The sequence below is a fragment of the Streptomyces sp. NPDC094147 genome (assembly GCF_044764265.1).
Taxonomy (GTDB): domain Bacteria; phylum Actinomycetota; class Actinomycetes; order Streptomycetales; family Streptomycetaceae; genus Streptomyces.
The window spans coordinates 1-2,579 of record NZ_JBIWHT010000080.1; the positions used below are offsets into that span (position 1 = coordinate 1).

Annotated in this window: 1 protein-coding gene and 1 pseudogene; both read right to left on the reverse strand. The window is 67.6% G+C overall.

The features are described 5' to 3' along the window. A pseudogene (locus ACIQ8J_RS35835) lies at positions 1 to 1,772 on the reverse strand (type I polyketide synthase); the annotation flags it as partial. A 72-nt stretch (positions 1,773 to 1,844) separates the two neighbouring features. Further along, positions 1,845 to 2,579 (reverse strand): phosphopantetheine-binding protein (locus ACIQ8J_RS35840; protein WP_403278352.1); only part of this gene is annotated, 735 nt, incomplete at its 5' end.

A 2,579-nucleotide genomic window follows, 5' to 3' on the forward strand; every position in this document is an offset into this window, starting at 1 on the left:
TCATCAAAAGCCCGAGCAAACACCGGCACCCGCCCATACAACTCACACCCCATCCCCAACCGCTGACTCCCCTGCCCCGTAAACAAGAACGCGGTGCTGCCACCCCGCACCATGTCCGGAGCGCCTTCACCGCGGGCCAGCTCATCGAGTCCGCGCAGCAAATCGGCACGGTCCTCACCGACGACCGCAGCGCGCCGCTCCAGTGCGGGCCGGGTCGTCGCCAGCGACAACGCAACGTCCGCGACGGGCAGTTCGGGGTGGTCAGTCATGTACGCGTGCAGTTGCTCGGCCTGCGCACGCAGCCCCGTCCCACCGCGGCCGGACAACAGCAGCGGAACCGCGGCCAGGGGGGCACCGTCCGTGGGGGCCTCATCCGCGGCCTCGACGGCTTCGGCAACCTGCTCGATGATGACGTGGGCGTTGGTCCCACCGAATCCGAAGGAGGAGACACCGGCCCGGCGCGGCGCGGCGGTCCGCGGCCATGGGCGGGCCTCACCGAGCAGACGCACGGCCCCGGACTCCCAGTCCACGTGCGACGTGGGCTCATCGATGTGCAGGCTCTTCGGCAGCGTCTCGTGCTTCATCGCCTGGATCATCTTGATGATCCCGCCCACACCCGCAGCCGCCTGCGCATGCCCGATATTCGACTTCAACGACCCCAGCCACAAAGGCTGTTCACGTAACCGGTCACGCCCATAGGTGGCCAGCAGAGCCTGAGCCTCGATCGGGTCACCGAGACGAGTACCCGTACCGTGCGCCTCGACCGCGTCCACGTCATCCGGCCGCAACCCCGCATTGGCCAATGCCTGCCGGATCACCCGCTCCTGGGAAGGGCCGTTCGGCGCCGTCAGACCATTCGACGCACCGTCCTGGTTGACGGCGCTGCCCCGCACCACCGCCAGCACCCGATGCCCATGACGACGCGCATCCGACAACCGCTCCACCAGCAGCAGCCCGACACCCTCCGACCAGCCCGTACCATCCGCGGCCGCCGAGAACGACTTGCACCGCCCGTCCACGGACAGCCCCCGCAGCCGCGAGAACTCGATGAACGCGACCGGAGTGGACATCACCGTCACGCCGCCGGCCAGGGCCATGTCGCACTCGCCCTGGCGGAGTGCGTTGGCCGCCAGATGCAGCGCCACCAGCGACGACGAACACGCCGTGTCCACCGCCACCGCCGGACCCTCAAGACCGAACGCGTACGACAGCCGGCCCGAGGCGATACTGCCCGCGCTGCCACTGAAGAGGTATCCCTCGAACTCCTCCGGCCGCAGTTGGGGACGCGAGCCGTAGTCGCTGTACATCACGCCGGCGAAGACTCCGGTACGGCTGCCGCGCAGGGTGGCGGGATCGATGCGCGCGTCCTCGAAGGCCTCCCACGCCGTCTGGAGAAGCAACCGCTGCTGAGGATCCGTCGCCACCGCCTCACGCGGCGACATCCCGAAAAACTCCGGATCAAACTCATCCGCCCCGTACAAGAACCCACCATGCCGCGTATACGACGTACCCGCCCTCGACGGATCCGGGTCATACAGACCCTCCAGATCCCACCCCCGATTCCCCGGGAACTCACCAACAGCATCCACACCCTCAGCCACCAGACGCCACAAATCCTCCGGAGAACCCACACCCCCCGGAAAACGGCACGCCATACCCACAATCGCGATCGGCTCCTGCTGCTTTTCCTCGACGTCGCTCAGCCGCTTCCGTGCGTCGCGTGCGTCGGCAATGGCCCGCTTGAGATATTCGCGAAGCTTTTCTTCGTCAGCCACGTCAGCTCTCCCGATGGGTGGGTCAAGGAATGTGCGCGGGGATACCGCCCCCCGATGGCGGATGTTCCGTTATTCCATGTCGTCGAGCAGAGCGAAGAGTTCCTCGTCCGTGGCCGCGTCCAGGTCCTTGTCCTCGGCCTCATCGGCGGCGGATCCGTCCGCGCTGCCGGCCAGTTCCAGGAGTTCCCGCAGCCGGGCGGCGATGCGTTCCTGCTCGGGGTCCGCCGTGCCGGTACCGCTCTGCGCCGTCTCGCGGATCGCCGCTTCGATGCGGTCGAGTTCCGCCAGGACAGCAGCGGCCGCCGACGTCTCGCCGAGGTCCAGCTCTTCCAGCAGATAGGCCGTGAGAGCGTCCGGGGACGGGTGGTCGAAGACCAGAGTCGTCGGCAACCGCAGACCCGTCGCCGAGTTCAACCGGTTACGGAGCTCGACCGCCGTCAACGAATCGAACCCCATGTCCTGGAACACCCGATCACCCACCACCCCACTCACATCCGCATGACCCAGCACCCCCGCCACATGCGTCCGCACCACATCCACCACCACACGCCGCCGCTCCACCAACGACAACCCACCCAACCGCTCCACCAACGACAACCCGCCAGACGACACCCCACCCCCAGCAGCCACCCGACGACCCACCACCCCAGGCACCACACCACGCAACAACACCGGCGGATCCGCCAACCCACGCAACCCCGCCAAATCAAGCCGGGTCACCGCAAGAACAGCCTCCCCCGTAGCCGGAGCCAGATCGAACAACCCCATCGCATCAGCCGACGCCAACGGCACCAGACCCATCCG